The organism is Pseudomonas sp. COR18, from assembly GCF_048568395.1.
GTDB classification, from domain to species: domain Bacteria; phylum Pseudomonadota; class Gammaproteobacteria; order Pseudomonadales; family Pseudomonadaceae; genus Aquipseudomonas; species Aquipseudomonas fuscovaginae_B.
Window position 1 is genome coordinate 5,892,715 of sequence record NZ_CP183808.1, and the last position, 13,611, is coordinate 5,906,325.

The 13,611-nt window shown below is 63.3% G+C and carries 14 protein-coding genes; 4 read left to right on the plus strand and 10 right to left on the minus strand.

The genetic code is table 11. The features are described 5' to 3' along the window. Positions 1-172: 172 nt before the first annotated feature. Both ACM62G_RS27095 and ACM62G_RS27100 read right to left on the minus strand, forming a co-directional pair. A complete protein-coding gene (locus ACM62G_RS27095) occupies positions 173-736 on the minus strand; it encodes a TetR/AcrR family transcriptional regulator (protein WP_419737567.1) in 564 nt (187 codons plus the stop codon). Positions 737-907: 171 nt separating this feature from the next. Beyond that, the gene (locus ACM62G_RS27100; RefSeq protein WP_419736015.1) at positions 908-2,545 is read right to left on the minus strand and encodes a methyl-accepting chemotaxis protein; all 1,638 of its coding nucleotides are present in this window, start codon (positions 2,543-2,545) and stop codon (positions 908-910) included. Positions 2,546-2,761: 216 nt separating this feature from the next. On the opposite strand from ACM62G_RS27100, the gene pssA reads away from it, so the two are divergent. Further along, positions 2,762-4,105: a CDP-diacylglycerol--serine O-phosphatidyltransferase gene (pssA, locus tag ACM62G_RS27105; RefSeq protein WP_273820813.1), complete on the plus strand. Its 1,344-nt coding sequence runs from the start codon at positions 2,762-2,764 to the stop codon at positions 4,103-4,105. Between the two features lie 80 nt (positions 4,106-4,185). On the opposite strand, the gene efeO (ACM62G_RS27110) is transcribed toward pssA, so the two are convergent. The 5 genes from efeO (ACM62G_RS27110) to ACM62G_RS27130 form a co-directional block, all read right to left on the minus strand. Then, on the minus strand, positions 4,186-5,010 hold the full coding sequence (efeO, locus tag ACM62G_RS27110) for an iron uptake system protein EfeO (protein ID WP_054059533.1): 825 nt from the start codon (positions 5,008-5,010) through the stop codon (positions 4,186-4,188). A gap of 25 nt (positions 5,011-5,035) precedes the next feature. Next, a complete protein-coding gene (gene efeB / locus ACM62G_RS27115; RefSeq protein ID WP_419736016.1) occupies positions 5,036-6,352 on the minus strand; it encodes an iron uptake transporter deferrochelatase/peroxidase subunit in 1,317 nt (438 codons plus the stop codon). 18 nt (positions 6,353-6,370) lie between these two features. Further along, on the minus strand, positions 6,371-7,564 hold the full coding sequence (efeO, locus tag ACM62G_RS27120; protein ID WP_419736017.1) for an iron uptake system protein EfeO: 1,194 nt from the start codon (positions 7,562-7,564) through the stop codon (positions 6,371-6,373). 8 nt (positions 7,565-7,572) lie between these two features. Continuing rightward, positions 7,573-8,415: an iron uptake transporter permease EfeU gene (efeU, locus tag ACM62G_RS27125; RefSeq protein WP_273820810.1), complete on the minus strand. Its 843-nt coding sequence runs from the start codon at positions 8,413-8,415 to the stop codon at positions 7,573-7,575. A gap of 216 nt (positions 8,416-8,631) precedes the next feature. Then, positions 8,632-9,324, minus strand: a complete 693-nt coding sequence (locus ACM62G_RS27130; RefSeq protein ID WP_054059529.1) for an aspartate/glutamate racemase family protein — start codon at positions 9,322-9,324, stop codon at positions 8,632-8,634. 77 nt (positions 9,325-9,401) lie between these two features. Here ACM62G_RS27130 and ACM62G_RS27135 point away from each other — a divergent pair, with 77 nt between their 5' ends. Beyond that, on the plus strand, positions 9,402-10,193 hold the full coding sequence (locus tag ACM62G_RS27135) for a helix-turn-helix domain-containing protein (RefSeq protein ID WP_419736018.1): 792 nt from the start codon (positions 9,402-9,404) through the stop codon (positions 10,191-10,193). 9 nt (positions 10,194-10,202) lie between these two features. Here the strand turns inward: ACM62G_RS27135 and ACM62G_RS27140 are convergent, their stop codons facing one another. The 3 genes from ACM62G_RS27140 to ACM62G_RS27150 all read right to left on the minus strand — a co-directional run bounded on the left by ACM62G_RS27140 (position 10,203) and on the right by ACM62G_RS27150 (position 12,265). Then, positions 10,203-10,427 carry a hypothetical protein gene (locus tag ACM62G_RS27140; protein ID WP_419736019.1) on the minus strand — a complete coding sequence of 75 codons (225 nt, stop codon included), beginning with the start codon at positions 10,425-10,427 and terminating at the stop codon, positions 10,203-10,205. A 26-nt stretch (positions 10,428-10,453) separates the two neighbouring features. Next, on the minus strand, positions 10,454-11,881 hold the full coding sequence (ccoN, locus tag ACM62G_RS27145; RefSeq protein WP_419736020.1) for a cytochrome-c oxidase, cbb3-type subunit I: 1,428 nt from the start codon (positions 11,879-11,881) through the stop codon (positions 10,454-10,456). 249 nt (positions 11,882-12,130) lie between these two features. Beyond that, complete coding sequence (locus tag ACM62G_RS27150) at positions 12,131-12,265, minus strand: hypothetical protein (RefSeq protein WP_419736021.1); 135 nt, start codon at positions 12,263-12,265, stop codon at positions 12,131-12,133. Here ACM62G_RS27150 and tpx (ACM62G_RS27155) point away from each other — a divergent pair. Both tpx (ACM62G_RS27155) and tpx (ACM62G_RS27160) read left to right on the plus strand, forming a co-directional pair. Then, positions 12,264-12,764, plus strand: coding sequence for a thiol peroxidase (tpx, locus tag ACM62G_RS27155; protein WP_054059525.1), 501 nt, complete (start codon positions 12,264-12,266; stop codon positions 12,762-12,764). The genes ACM62G_RS27150 and tpx (ACM62G_RS27155) overlap by 2 nt on opposite strands. Positions 12,765-12,933: 169 nt before the next feature. Continuing rightward, complete coding sequence (tpx, locus tag ACM62G_RS27160; RefSeq protein WP_419736022.1) at positions 12,934-13,434, plus strand: thiol peroxidase; 501 nt, start codon at positions 12,934-12,936, stop codon at positions 13,432-13,434. Positions 13,435-13,611: the final 177 nt, after the last annotated feature.

Below are 13,611 nucleotides of genomic sequence, written 5' to 3' on the forward strand. Positions count from 1 at the left end.
ACCTCGGAAAATTATTTTATGCGGCGCTCCATCGGGCTCCCGGTTCCCGTTGCCGTAGGACCGCAACCCGTGCCCGTGTTCCAGACTGTTGCAGGGTTTTATCCAGTCGAGAGCCGGCGGGGCCGGACAAACGCCATTCGTGCAGAGGCTGTGGTTGGCGCTCAAGCCGCTGTCAGAGCGCCAATAACTGGCGTGCCATGCATTGCGCATTTTCGGCTGCACTGTGGTCACCCATGACCAGTGCCACGGTAATGGCGCCGTCGATCAGGATCAGCAATTGCCGGGCAACCACCAACGGATCGTCGATGCCATGGGCTTCACAGAGCTCGACGAGGTAGTCGAGCAGTTTCTGCTTGTGTTCCTTGGCCAGCAGGCGCACCGGGTCCTGCGGGTCGCCGGTTTCGCCAGCGGTGTTGATGAAGGCACAGCCACGAAAGCCTTCCGAGGCGAACCAGCCACCCAGCACGCTGAACAGGTTGAGCAGGCGTTCGCCGCTGGTGGGGGCCTTGTCGACTTCATCGCGGTACCACTGCATCCAGCGGACATCGCGCCGGCGCAAGGCCTCGATAGTGAGGTCATCCTTGGTGCCGAAGTGCCTGTAGATGCTCTTGCGTGCCACGCCGGAGGTCCTGACCAGCAGGTCGATCCCGGTGGCATGGATGCCGCCCTGGTAGATCAGCTTTTCGGCCGTTTCCAGAAGGGTCTCGCGAGTAGGGTTGGGTATGTTCTCGTTCATGGGCACGATGGTGGAACGATCGTTCTCAATGGTCAATCCCCCTTGCAGGAATATTTGCCGGCGGCCGGAGCCGTGGCGCTGCCCAGGGTCCCGGGCCGGGTGGTGGGACTGTGTCGGGCAAGCCTGCTGCCACAGTATGACGGGGACATCAGACTGTGGCAGCGCGGGAGGTCAGACCCTGAAGAAACTGACCTTGCGTGTCAGGTTGTCGGCCAGCGCCGACAGCTCGCGGCTGGACAGGGCGACCTGGTTGGAGCCGACCGAGGTCTCCACGGCGGCATTGTGGATGCGGCTGATGTTCTGGTTCACTTCCTGGGTCGCGACCCCTTGCTGGGTCGAGGCACTGGCGATCTGCGCGTTCATGTCGTTGATTGCACCGACTTCCTGGCGGATACGGACCAGCGCATCCTCGGCGACGCGGGTCTGCTCGACGGTACGCTGGGCCAGTTCCCGGCTGTTGCGCATGATTTCGGCGGTGTCGCTGGCGCCGGCCTGCAACTGCCCGACCATCTCGCGGATCTCCCGGGTCGAATCCTGGGTGCGGTTCGCCAGGGAGCGCACCTCGTCCGCCACCACGGCGAAACCCCGTCCGGCTTCGCCGGCGCGTGCGGCCTCGATGGCCGCGTTCAGGGCCAGCAGGTTGGTACGCTCGGCAATCGAATTGATCACCTCGACCACGTTTTCGATGGCCTGGCTGTCATGGGACACCCGCCCGACGGACTCGGCGGCGTTATCGAGCACTTCGGCAAGGCGCTGCATGTCGCTGGCGGTGGTCTGCACCACCTGCTTGCCGCTTTCCACCGCCTGGTCGGCAGCGTTGCTGGCCTGTGCGGCGTTCTGCGCGTAGGCGGCGATTTCGTGCACCGTGGCCGCCATCTGGTTGACCGCGGTGGCCATGCGTTCGGTTTCCCCGGTCTGCACGCGCATCTGCTCGTTGTTGCTCTCGGAACTGGCCAGCAGTTGCGAGGACGAGCCCATCAGGTCGTGGGCAACGGCGCGCACCTGGGTGATGGTTTCGGCCAGGTGGCGGTTGCTGGTCTTCAGTGCGCCCATGACGCTGTTGGGGTGGCGGGTGTCGATCACGCCGTCGAGTTGACCGTTGGCCAGTTGCCGGATCGCGTCGGCGACGGCTTCCGGCTCGGCACCCAGGGTCGACTTGAGGTTGCGGATGATCAGTGCCGAGACCAGCACGCTGAGCAGGATGGCGACGGTGGTGACCAGCAGCATCAGCGTGGCGAAGTGGCTGGCGGTGGTGCGCACTTCGGCCAGTTGCTTGCCGATCGAGGCCTCCTCCCAGTCGATCAGGGCGTTGATACGCTTGAGCCATTCCTTGTAGGCCGGCGAAATATCGCTCAGCAGGAAGGCCTGGGCCTTGTCCATGTCGCCCTGTCGGCGCAGCTCGATCAGGCGGGAGGTGAGGGCCAGGGTGCTCCGTTCGGTGCTCTTGATGTCGTCCAGCAGGCGGCGCTCGGCATCCGAGGCGCCCATCCTGGCGAAGATCGCGTCCATCGGTTGTGCCGAGTCCTGGTAATCGGCGTTCAGTTTCTCGATGGTGTTCAGATGGGTCTGCAGGCCGGCATCGTCACGCACCAGCACGGCATCGCGGATGGCGATGGCACGGTCATGCACGCTGCCGCGGAAGTTGATCGCGTAACGTTGCTTGACCGCGCTGTCGTCGCTGACATCGGTCAGCGTCGAGTCGATCAGGCCAACACGATTGACCCCGATCAGGGTTACCAGGATCAGCAGCGAAAGCACCAGCCCAAACCCCAATCCAAGGCGTTTGGCGATTGTCAGAGAGCGGGGCATTTCAGGTTTCCTTAGCGTAAACGCAGGATTGATATCAGAGAGCCATTATCTGGGTAGACATGTAGCCTGTTACAAGGGCGCATTCCAATTTGTTTTTATCTATCGCCGCGATGGAAGTTGCATCCCGGCGTTGGCAGCAATGCCCTGCTTGAACACGAGCATCCGGGACAACGCATGGTGTAAGCTCACGTCTTCTCCGAATTCGACCCGAGCCCTATGCCGTCGCTTTTCAAACGCGCCCTGTTACCCAAACTGCGCAGCTTCCCGCTGACCGCCGACTCCCTCACCATCCTGCCCTCGGCTGCCGAGTTCCGGCGTTGTCTGCTGGAGCGGATTGCCGCGGCACGGCAGCGCATTACCCTGGTGGCGTTGTACCTGCAGGAAGACGAGGCCGGGCAGGAGATCCTCGATGCCCTGCATGCGGCCAAGGCGGCGCGTCCGGAGCTGGAGATCGTCGTGGTGGTCGACTGGCTGCGCGCGCAACGCGGGCTGATCGGTGCCGCGAAGCAGCCGGGCAATGCCGCCTGGTACCAGGCACAGACCCGCGCCCATGAAACCGAAGTGCCGATCTATGGGGTGCCGGTGCAGACCCGCGAACTGTTCGGCGTGCTGCACCTCAAGGGCTTCATCATCGACGACTGCGTCATCTATAGTGGCGCGAGCCTGAACAACGTCTACCTGCACAAGTTCGACAAGTACCGTTTCGACCGCTACCACCTGCTGCACAACCAGGCGTTGGCCGATTCGATGCAGGGGCTTGTGCGCAAGGAGTTGCTGGCTTCCCATGCGGTCTGCCGCCTGGATCTGCCGAGCCTGCCGAGCACCCGTAGCCTGCGCGGTGGCATCGGCGACCTTCGCAGCCGCTTGAAAAGCGCCCAGTACGACACCCGCGCCGGCGGTGAGCCGAGCTTCAGCCTGTCGGTCAGCCCGTTGCTGGGGCTGGGCAAGAACAATCCGCTGAGCCGGGTGATCTGCGAGCTGATCGCCGCCAGCCAGTTGCAACTGACCATCTGCACGCCGTATTTCAACCTGCCGTTGGCGGTGACCCGGGAAATCAACCGCGCGCTGGAGCGCGGGGTGAAGATCGACATCATCGTCGGCGACAAGACCGCCAACGACTTCTATATTCCGCCGAGCCAGCCGTTCAAGGTGATCGCGGCGTTGCCGTACCTGTACGAAATCAGCCTGCGGCGTTTCGCCAAGCGCCATCAGGCGGCGATCGACAAGGGTTTGCTGAACCTGCACCTGTGGCGTGATGGTGACAATACCTACCATCTGAAGGGCATGTGGGTCGACCAGCGCTACACCCTGCTGACCGGCAACAACCTCAACCCACGGGCGTTCCGCCTGGACCTGGAAAACGCCTTGCTGATCGACGATCCGCGCAGCGAGTTGCTGGAAGTGCGGGCACGGGAGCTGCAATTGATCCTGGAGAACACCCGGCGTATCGGCAGCTTCCGTGAGCTGGAGACGTTGGTCGACTACCCGGAGGCAGTGGGCAAGTTCCTGCGGCGGGTGAGCCGGGTGAAGATCGAGCGGTTGCTCTATCGGATACTCTGATCCGTTGTGGGTGCCGAATTCATTGCGGCGTCGCGAAGAATCCCTCCCGGGCACGCGCAGGCGCCCGGGAGGGCAGGGCCTCAGTTCAGGCCCAGCTTGCCGCGCAGGGTCGACAGGTCTTCAGCCAGGGTGTTGACCGGGCCGACCAGGGCCTTGCGGTCATTGTCCTTGACCTTGTCATAGGTCTCGAAACCACCGTCCTTGGTCTTGTACTTGGCCAGGATCTTGTCCACGGTGGCAAAATTCTTGTCGACCTTGGCGGCGAAAGCCTTGTCCTGCTTCTCGATCTGTGGGCGGAACAGGTCGACGATTTTCTTCGCGCCGTCGATGTTGCCCTGGAAGTCATACAGGTCGGTGTGGCTGTAACGGTCTTCCTCGCCGGAGATCTTGGTGGCGGCCACTTCTTCGAGCAGGGCGGCAGCGCCACCGACGACTTTCTCGGGCGGGAAGGTCAGGCTGGCCACGCGCGATTGCAGTTCCTTGACGTTCTTGTCCAGGCCGTCGGCCAGTTCGCCCAGGCCCTGGGTCGAGTTTTCGGAGAACAGGCTGTATTCCAGGCGGTGGAAGCCGGTGAAGTCTTCGGCCTTGACGCCTTTTTCGTGATCGTCGACACGCGAGTCGATGGCTGCGTCCAGGTCACTGAACAGCTCGGCGATCGGCTCGATCGACTCGTAGTGAACGCGGGTCGGCGCGTAGAGCTTCCTGGCGGTCGCCAGGTCGCCTTTCTTCACGGCATCGGTGAACTGCTGGGTCTTGCTGGCCAGTTCGTCCAGTTGCTCGGTGACGTAGATCTTGTAGTCCGAAACCGGGCCGACCAGGTCCAGCGGTGCGGTGGCCGCGAAGGCCGAGAGCGGAGTGTGCAGCAGGCCGACGGCCAACAACAAAGCAAGAGGCGACTTCTTCATGAGAACTTCCCGGGTGAGTTAAGGGTCAAGCCGTGGTTTTTTGTTGTGTTGCAGAAAGCAGCGAGCGACCGATGAAGTCCTGGTCGCCGGTGACGCCCGGCAAGGTGAAGAAATAACCGCCACCGATAGGCTTGAGGTATTCCTCCAGGGGCTCGCCGTTGAGCCGGGTCTGGACGGTGATGAAGCCCTGTTCCAGGTCCGATTGGTAGCAGATGAACAGCAGGCCCATCTCCAGCTGGCCGTTCTTGCTGACCCCGTTGGAGTAGTTGAACGGCCGGCGCAGGATCAGGTTGCGCTGGGTCTCGGCAGTACGCGGGTTGGCCAGGCGGATATGGGCATCGAGCTTGGTCAGCTTGCCTTCCGGATCCCTGGTGTAGTCCGGCACCTGGGTTTCCTTCTGGCCGCCCATGGGCGCGCCGGTGCTCTTGACCCGGCCGATGATGCTTTCCTGCTCCTGCAGCGGGGTACGGTCCCAGCGCTCGACCAGGTTGCGGATGATCCGCACCGCCTGGTAGCTGCCGTTGGCGGCCCAGGCCGGTTCGTCGCTGCCCGGCTGGACCCAGACGATCCGGTCCATGGCGCTGGCGTCGTTGGAGTCCGGGTTGGCCGAGCCGTCACGGAAACCGAGGAAGTTGCGTGCGCTCTGGGCCGGCTCGCCAGGCTTGGTCGGGGCCTGTGGCGGTACGGTGCCTTCCTGTTTCCAGCGCACCAGCAGCAGATCCGGCGTGTTCTTGACGATGTCGCGCAGGGCGTGAATGTTGGTGTCCGGGGTGTTGGAGCAGAACTGGATGCTCAGGTCACCGTGGCACAGGTCCGGTTGCAGCGCATCGTTGGGGAAGCCGACCATCTGGATCAGGCGCTTGGGCTTGACCGACTCCAGGCCGAACCGCTCGTCGAACAGCGAGTGGCCGACCGACACGGTGATGGTCAGGTTGTCTGTCGTGACGACCGGGCCGAGGATGCCGGAGTCCAGGGGCGGCAGCTTCGGATCGACCTGTTTCACCGCGCCGCCATTCATCAGGAAAGCGATGCGTTCGTTGAGGGTGCGGAACAGCCGTTCCAGGTCCTTGCGGTCACTGGCCAGGACGTCGAAGGCGACGATCATGCCGGCGGCCGGGCGCGGGGTGACGATGCCGGTCTGGTGCTTGCCGTGGAAATCGTGGCGGTCCTGGGTCTTGTCGCTGCTCGGCGCCTGGGTGACCTGGGCCTGGGCTTGCGCCGCCGCCATGGCCGGGCAGCTCAGGGCACTGCCGGCGATGGCCGCGCCGGCCACGCCCATGCCCAGCAGGACACGCCGGCGGTCAGCGGAAAATTCTTTGTTGCGCTGTGGTGAATCGCTCATGTGCGGCTCGTCTGCTGATTAAAGGCCGGAGAGGCCAAGGGCGGAATCGATTCCATCGAGTGCATCGGCCAGAGCCTTGGCCTTGTCGGCAATCTGCTTGCGTTTTCCGGCGCCGACGGTGTCGTAAGTGGCATAGCTGTCGCCGCTGCGCAGGCCGTTGAATTCGGCGTCGAGGGCCACGGCCGCGCTGTCGAGCCTGGGCAGCAGCTCGGGTGCCGATTTCACCAGCAGCGGCCGCAGCAGCTCGATGACCTTGCGAGTGGCCTGCAGGTTGGCGGCGAAACCGTTCAGGTCGACATGGCTGTAGCGTTCTTCCTCGCCGCTGCCGCCACGGGTATCGGCAATGCTGCGCATGCTGCGGGCGACGATGCTGACCAGTTGCTCCGGTGGCAGCGACTGGGCCAGCAGTTGTTGCCTGAGGGTGGTCACATCGGCCTGCAGCCGCTCGGCCACCGACTTCAGACCGTCGACGCTGCGCTGCTGGAACAGGCCGTACTCGATCCGGTGGAACCCAGCGAAGCCTGGGTCCTGCTCACGTTTTTCGTAGTAGTCGGCGCGGGCGTTGATGCCGTTGTCCAGTTCGGCGAAACGCTGGGCGGCGGGCGCCAGGCGCTGGTAGGCGGCACGGGCCGGCACATAGAGTGCCTGGGCCTGGGCCAGGTCGCCGGCGTTGATTGCCTGCTGCAGGGCGTCGACGGCCTTGATTAGGGCGCTGCCCTGGGTGCTGAGGTAGACGCGGAACTCCGACAGCGGGCCGATGAACGCGGTCATCGAGGGGCGCGCCTTGGCGGCGGCTTCCGAAGCGGCGGTCGGGGTGACGTGCAGGGTGCCACGCGGGTTGCTCAGCAGGCCGCAGGTGATCGCGTAGTCGCCGGGAGCGAGGTTGGCGTTGATCACCTGGCTCAGGCCCGGGGCGATGTTCTCGCGCTCTTCGACCACCAGCACGCCATCGAGGATTTCCCATTCCACCGCACGGTCGGACTTGTTGACGATGCGGAAGCTGTTCAATCCGGCCGGTACGCTCAGCGCGTTCGGGTCGCAGCTGTGAGCGAGGATATTGACCGTGATTTCGTTGTGATGGCTCTGACGCTTGCTCGCGGCCAACTGCGAGGCGTAGTAGAACAGTCCACCGGCCGCGATCATCACGATCACCGAGCCGGCTACCGCCCAGCGCAAGGCCTGGGGCGGTTTGCCAGTTGCAGGGTTGGACATGGGTAACCTTACGGGTTGGGAACGGAAGAAGTTTGCTTGGCGGCCGGTAGTGAGGCCGGGATGAAGAACATCACCAGGGCGATCACCAGGTACAGCAGGTAGGCGCTCAATACGCTGACGGTCGGCGCGTCCTGGTAGCCGAACATGCCGGCCAGCACCGAGCCGGCCGGGCCGTCCATCGGCAGCGTGGCACTGATGTCGAAGACCACGTCCTGCAGGTGATTCCACAGGCCGGCCTCATGCAGTGCCTGCACCGAGTTGGCCAGGATGCCGGCCGCGACCACCAGGATGAACAGGCCGGTCCAGCGGAAGAACAGACCCAGGTTCAGGCGCATGCTGCCGGTATAGATGGCGAAGCCGACGAGGATCGCCAGGAGCAGGCCGAGCAGGGCGCCGATCGGTGCGCCCGGGCCTTCGCTCTGCTGAAACACGGCCAGCAGGAAGAACACGGTTTCCAGGCCTTCGCGGGCCACGGCGAAGAACACCATGGCGATCAGGGCCCAGACCTGATGTTTCGACCCCGCCAGGGCCTGGTCGAGGGAAACGTGCAGGGCGTGCTTGATGGAGCGCGAGACCTTGCGCATCCAGAACACCATCGAGCTGAGGATGCCGACGGCCACGAGGCCGACGATGCCTTCGAACAGTTCCTGCTGCCTTTGCGGGAATTCGGCGCTCACCAGTTCCAGGCCACCACCGACCAGCAGGGCCAGGGCCGCGGCGAGAAACACCCCGATCCAGACGGCGGGCATCCATTGGCCACGGCCGGTCTGCTTGAGGTAACTGGCAATGATGCCAACGATGAGCGCGGCTTCGATGCCTTCGCGCAACATGATCAGAAAGGGAACCAGCATTCGGCAAGCACGTCCGTTACTTAAAGTGGATAGTAATTTGTAACATAATGATACTCATTACTAAACAGCTTTTGCCGCCGCTAGCTGAACCGTGGCTGAACGGTTGGGGAGGGAAGGGGCCGGCTTGTTGACGATAGCGGTGTATCAGCAAGCCGATGCGTTACCGAGAGGTCGCTATCGCCAGCAAGCCGGCTTCTGCAAGGGATTGGGCCGCGGTCAGGAGCCCAGCGCAAAATCGACCGCCGCCAGCGCGTGCAATTCGGTGGTATCGAGCAGTGGCAGGCGACTGTCCGCGGGCTTGATCAGCAGACCGATTTCCGTGCAGCCGAGAACGATCGCCTCGGCACCGCGAGCGGCCAGCCCCTCTATCACCTGTTGGTAGACCTGCCGGGAATCCTCCTTGATGACCCCGACACACAGCTCGTCATAAATGATCCGATGGACCGCCTGGCGCTGCACCGCCTCGGGAACCAGCACCTGCAGCCCTTGGGCCGCCAGCCGCTGCTTGAGGAAATCCTGTTCCATGGTGAAGGCGGTCCCGAGCAGGCCGACTTTTCGGACGCCAGCGGCGAGAGCCGCTTGCCCGGTCGGCGTGGCGATATGCAGGAAGGGGATGTCCACGGCTTCCTCGATCTGCTGCGCCAGCCGGTGCATGGTGTTGGTACACAGCACCACGCACTCGGCACCGCCGGCCTGCAAGCGACGCGCCGCATCCTGCAGGATCAGCCCGGCATCGTCCCAGCGCCCGGCGTGCTGGGCCTGTTCGACAGGCCCGAAGTCTACGCTGTACATTAGCAGCGGCGCCGAGCGCAGCGGGCCGAGTCGCGAGCGGACCTGCTGGTTGATGATCCGGTAGTACTCGGCGCTGGACTCCCAGCTCATGCCGCCGATAAGGCCGATGGTGCGCATGTGGTGCTCCTGTCGATAAGGGGTTGCCGCGGCAGTCTGCGCGCTGGCGTCGATCATGATCTATCAGGAAATTTCAGATGCCCGGACAACGCCCCGGTGTGTTTCCCCTGCCAGCCCGTTCGCTGTTGGACGGCCGCCTGTGCCTGCAACTGTTGCCGCGTTCCGCCTATAGCGGTCGGGATCCGGTGCAGTGGCAGACCCTGGGCATTGCCCTGGAGCATCAGTGGGGTGTGCACGCGATCGATTCCGACCGACGCGTGGACTTCGACACCCATCCCGGCACCCTGGCCCTGACGCCGCCGGGTGTCGAGGTGTTTTCCGAGTCCGCCGAAGGTGGCGAGTATCTGCTGGTGCGCTGGCAACTCGAGGATGAACGGCCGCAGATACAACGCCGGCTGGAGAGTACCGGGCACGCACGAGGCTTGGCCCTGGGGCGGCAACTGCGCCGCCTGTTGCTGGAGCCGGACGGTGATCCGCTGCGGCTGGAGGCGACGGCACTGGAGTTTGTCGGCTTGTGCGATTCGATGCCGGCCGGCAATCCTCGACCGCGGGACTTTGCGGGGGTACTGCGCCGTTTTGCCGAGGATTTCGCCCAACCCTTGAGCCTGGCCCGGTTGGCGGCGGGGCAAGGGCAGTCGCAACTGCGCTTTCTGCGGGACTTCACCCGGGCCGTTGGCATGACGCCCCATGCCTATCTGCTGGAGGTTCGGGTGCAGGCGGCCCGGCGGATGATCGAGAGCGCTGACAGGCCGCTGGCGGAGATTGCCCTCGATTGCGGTTTTGCCCACCAGTCCCACCTGGGCAGCGCGTTTCGCAAGGTGCTGGGGATCACGCCTGGGGATTACCGCAGGCGTGTCACGGTTCGTTAACCTGCCACCCTACATATCCATTGGCGTCCACTCCCTGGTTGGCGGCTCCTCGACCATTGCCTTCGGCACCACCTTGCCCGTCGCCTGTTCAACCCGCTGCGCCACCTCCGGATCGTCGGAGAACAGCATGAGGCTGGCGTCATCCAGACTCTTTTCCGATTGATCCCGCAAGCAGTAGCCGATTCCCAGATACAGCGAAACCACCGCCATCAGATTCAAGCCGGTTTCCAGCATCGTCCTGTCCTCCTGTCCGTCAGCACTCAGGCAATCTGCGCCGCCTGTCGGGCCAGCGCGGTATCCGCCACCCGCACCGTGCGCCAGGTGTTGTAGGCCATCAGCAGCATGCCGCCGAGGAAGAACACTCCACCGACGAAGCGCACGACAAACCCGGGATGGCTGGCCAGCAAGGCCTCGACGAAGGAGTAGGTGAGGGTGCCGTCCTCGTTCACGGCCCGCCACATCAGGCCCTGGGTGATGCCGTTGACCCACATCGAGGCGATGTACAGCACTGTGCCGATGGTCGCCAGCCAGAAATGCAGGTTGATCAGCCCGACGCTGTGCATCTGCTCGCGGCCGAACACCCTGGGGATCATGTGGTAGAGAGAACCGAAGGTGATCATCGCCACCCAGCCCAGCGCGCCGGCATGGACGTGGCCGATGGTCCAGTCGGTGTAATGGGAGAGGGCGTTGACGGTCTTGATCGCCATCATCGGGCCCTCGAAGGTCGACATGCCGTAGAACGCCAGGGACAGCACCAGAAAGCGCAGGATCGGGTCGGTGCGCAGCTTATGCCAGGCGCCGGAGAGGGTCATCATGCCGTTGATCATGCCGCCCCAGCTCGGTGCCAGCAGGATCAGCGACATGGCCATGCCCAGCGATTGCGCCCAGTCCGGCAGGGCGGTGTAGTGCAGGTGGTGGGGACCTGCCCAGATGTACAGGGTGATCAGAGCCCAGAAGTGGACGATGGACAGGCGATAGGAGTACACCGGCCGGCCGACCTGCTTGGGCACGAAGTAATACATCATGCCGAGAAAGCCGGTGGTCAGGAAGAAGCCTACCGCGTTGTGCCCGTACCACCACTGCACCATGGCATCGGTCGCGCCGGAATAGACCGGGTAGGACTTGAACCAGTCCACCGGGATCGACAGGTGATTGACCACGTGCAACATGGCGATCACCAGGATGAAGGCGCCGAAGAACCAGTTGCCGACGTAGATGTGCCGGGTCTTGCGCCGTACCACGGTGGTGAAGAACACGATGGCATAGGCGACCCAGACCAGCGCCATCCACACCGCGCCGCTGAACTCGATCTCGGCGTATTCCTTGGTGGTGGTGTAGCCCAGCGGCAGGCTGACGAACATGATCACGATCACCGCCTGCCAGCCCCAGAAGGTGAAGGCGGCCAGGGTATCGCTGTACAACCGTACCTGACAGGTACGCTGCACTGCGTAGTAGCTGGCGGCGAATTGCGCGCTGCCGGCGAAACCGAAGATCACCAGGCTGGTGTGCAGCGGGCGCAGGCGGCCGAAGGTGGTCCAGGGCAGGTCGAGGTTCATTTCCGGCCAGACCAGTTGCGAAGCGATCAGCACGCCCATCGCCATGCCGATCACGCCCCAGAACACGGCGGCGATGACGAATTGTCGGACCACTTTGTAGTTATAGGCTTCTGCGTTTGCTGCTGTACTCATGCTCACGTCTTCCACGGTTGCCAGATCCTGCCAGGCCACCCCGGCCCGACATGGGACGGACTGTAGGAACTGCCGCGCAGGCAAAACAGACTCAGAAATGGCTCATTCATACGGATCAGGCTTTTATCCGGCGTAGATGGGCGATGATCTCGCCTGATATGGGTTTTGCTGAAAGTGACTGTCCTGTTTGCTGGTTTCAGGGGAACAGGGCGGCCCCAGGAGAGTGGCGGCAGTTTTCCGCGCAAGTTCCTACAGTAAAAAGCTGCATTTCAGATTTGCCGGACCGGCGCGGGTGTGCGAATTTGTCGCTCCGCCCATAGGTCGATCGGCGCTTTCGTGCTTAACTTCGACCTCTTCAAATATTTCTGGAAGGATTTCGTTCATGGCTCAAGTCACCCTCAAAGGCAATCCGGTCAAGGTCAACGGCCAACTGCCACAGGTCGGCTCCAAGGCCCCGGCCTTTTCCCTGGTCAACGCCGGCCTGGCCGATGTCACCCTGGAAAGCTTTGCCGGCAAGCGCAAGGTGCTGAACATTTTCCCAAGCGTCGACACCCCGACCTGTGCCACCTCCGTGCGCAAGTTCAACGCCCAGGCCAACGACGTGGCCAACACCGTGGTGCTGTGCATCTCGGCTGACCTGCCTTTCGCCCAGGCCCGCTTCTGCGGCGCCGAAGGCCTGGAAAACGTACAGAACCTGTCGACCCTGCGGGGTCGCGAGTTCATCGAGAACTACGGCGTGGCCATTGCCGAAGGCCCGCTGACCGGCCTGACCGCCCGTGCGGTGGTGGTGCTGGACGAGAACAACAACGTCCTGCACAGCGAACTGGTAGGCGAGATCGCCGACGAGCCGAACTACGATGCGGCCCTGGCTGTCTTGAAGTAAGCGGCGACCTCAGTCACCCACGGCCTGGCCTCGTCCAGGCCGTTTTTGTTTGTGCAGTGCTCTAGCGTGGGCCTGGTGCTGTGACAATTTGTGTTTGGGCGTAGGTGTCGCCGCCATATCGTGGTTAACTTCGACCCTTCCTCTACAACCGTTCAAAAGGATTCGCCGCATGGCTCAAGTGACGCGCAGGGGTGTGGTGGTGCAGGTCAATGGCGAACTGCCGCTCCCCGGCACCCGGGCACCCGCATTCTCCCTGGTGAACAAGGACCTGGCGGATGTCGCCCTCAGCGACTTCGCCGGCCAGCGCAAGGTGCTGAACATCTTCCCCAGCGTCGACACACCGACCTGCGCCAAGTCGGTCCGTGCCTTCAACGCCCACGCCAACGGGCTGAACAATACCGTGGTGCTGTGCATTTCCGCTGACCTGCCGTTCGCCCAGGCGCGCTTCTGCGGTGCCGAAGGCCTGCAGAAGGTGCAGAACCTGTCGACCTTGCGCGGCGCTCGATTCATGCAAGACTACGGCGTAGCCATCGCCGACGGGCCGCTCGCGGGCCTCACCGCCCGGGCCGTGCTGGTACTCGACGAGCAGGACCAGGTGCTGCACAGCGAACTGGTCGCCGATATCGGCCAGGAACCCGACTACGCCGCCGCTCTCGCTGTCCTGCAGTAAGCGACCTTGCATTTATTCACGGCCTGTCCCTGTCCAGGCCGTTTTTCATTTGCGTTTCAGTGCCTTGCCCAAAGGTCGAAGAACGTCATGCAAAGGTAAATTGCCGGTAAAGGCACTTTGCATGAAACATTTGAGTGCTTATCTTTCAGGCTCCTAAGGAAGAAGCTCTCGCCCACA

Excerpts from the sequence above, each read along its gene's own strand:
- pssA (WP_273820813.1), top strand. The coding sequence starts at position 2,762 with ATGCCGTCGCTTTTCAAACGCGCCCTGTTACCCAAACTGCGCAGCTTC.
- tpx (WP_419736022.1), top strand. The coding sequence starts at position 12,934 with ATGGCTCAAGTGACGCGCAGGGGTGTGGTGGTGCAGGTCAATGGCGAA.
- ACM62G_RS27140 (WP_419736019.1), bottom strand. The coding sequence starts at position 10,427 with ATGCTGGAAACCGGCTTGAATCTGATGGCGGTGGTTTCGCTGTATCTG.
- ACM62G_RS27100 (WP_419736015.1), bottom strand. The coding sequence starts at position 2,545 with ATGCCCCGCTCTCTGACAATCGCCAAACGCCTTGGATTGGGGTTTGGG.
- efeO (WP_054059533.1), bottom strand. The coding sequence starts at position 5,010 with ATGAAGAAGTCGCCTCTTGCTTTGTTGTTGGCCGTCGGCCTGCTGCAC.
- ACM62G_RS27150 (WP_419736021.1), bottom strand. The coding sequence starts at position 12,265 with ATGAACGAAATCCTTCCAGAAATATTTGAAGAGGTCGAAGTTAAGCAC.
- ccoN (WP_419736020.1), bottom strand. The coding sequence starts at position 11,881 with ATGAGTACAGCAGCAAACGCAGAAGCCTATAACTACAAAGTGGTCCGA.
- efeB (WP_419736016.1), bottom strand. The coding sequence starts at position 6,352 with ATGAGCGATTCACCACAGCGCAACAAAGAATTTTCCGCTGACCGCCGG.
- efeO (WP_419736017.1), bottom strand. The coding sequence starts at position 7,564 with ATGTCCAACCCTGCAACTGGCAAACCGCCCCAGGCCTTGCGCTGGGCG.
- efeU (WP_273820810.1), bottom strand. The coding sequence starts at position 8,415 with ATGCTGGTTCCCTTTCTGATCATGTTGCGCGAAGGCATCGAAGCCGCG.
- ACM62G_RS27130 (WP_054059529.1), bottom strand. The coding sequence starts at position 9,324 with ATGCGCACCATCGGCCTTATCGGCGGCATGAGCTGGGAGTCCAGCGCC.
- tpx (WP_054059525.1), top strand. The coding sequence starts at position 12,264 with ATGGCTCAAGTCACCCTCAAAGGCAATCCGGTCAAGGTCAACGGCCAA.
- ACM62G_RS27135 (WP_419736018.1), top strand. The coding sequence starts at position 9,402 with ATGCCCGGACAACGCCCCGGTGTGTTTCCCCTGCCAGCCCGTTCGCTG.
- ACM62G_RS27095 (WP_419737567.1), bottom strand. The coding sequence starts at position 736 with ATGAACGAGAACATACCCAACCCTACTCGCGAGACCCTTCTGGAAACG.